This is a genomic window from Acinetobacter geminorum, from assembly GCF_013009345.1.
Classification (GTDB): domain Bacteria; phylum Pseudomonadota; class Gammaproteobacteria; order Pseudomonadales; family Moraxellaceae; genus Acinetobacter; species Acinetobacter geminorum.
In genome coordinates, this window is record NZ_JABELE010000055.1 from 1 (window position 1) to 470 (window position 470).

The window sequence follows — 470 nt, forward strand, 5'->3', positions numbered from 1 at the left end:
TGGTGGGCGCTGACGGGATCGAACCGCCGACATTCTGCTTGTAAGGCAGACGCTCTACCAACTGAGCTAAGCGCCCTAAGAAGAAAAAACTAATAAATTATTAATTTTCCGATTTAAAACTTTTATATTTTAAATCTTCTTCCAAACACAACCCGAACTGAAAAGTGGCGCAGCGGACGGGGCTCGAACCCGCGACCCCCGGCGTGACAGGCCGGTATTCTAACCAACTGAACTACCGCTGCACTTTCACAATATCGCAATTGTGGGGTAAACGATGTTAAGTCTTAAGTGGCGCAGCGGACGGGGCTCGAACCCGCGACCCCCGGCGTGACAGGCCGGTATTCTAACCAACTGAACTACCGCTGCACTTGAGAGCTTAACGTAAAGGCTTGGTGGGCGCTGACGGGATCGAACCGCCGACATTCTGCTTGTAAGGCAGACGCTCTACCAACTGAGCTAAGCGCCCTTAA

4 tRNA genes are annotated in these 470 nt (G+C 51.7%); all 4 read right to left on the reverse strand.

The features are described from left to right. The 4 genes from HJG58_RS18650 to HJG58_RS18665 all read right to left on the reverse strand — a co-directional run bounded on the left by HJG58_RS18650 (position 1) and on the right by HJG58_RS18665 (position 466). A tRNA-Val gene (locus HJG58_RS18650) sits at positions 1–76 on the reverse strand. An 89-nt stretch (positions 77–165) separates the two neighbouring features. Next, positions 166–242: transfer RNA gene (locus HJG58_RS18655), tRNA-Asp, on the reverse strand. A gap of 47 nt (positions 243–289) precedes the next feature. Further along, a tRNA-Asp gene (locus HJG58_RS18660) sits at positions 290–366 on the reverse strand. A 24-nt stretch (positions 367–390) separates the two neighbouring features. Then, a tRNA-Val gene (locus HJG58_RS18665) sits at positions 391–466 on the reverse strand. Positions 467–470: the final 4 nt, after the last annotated feature.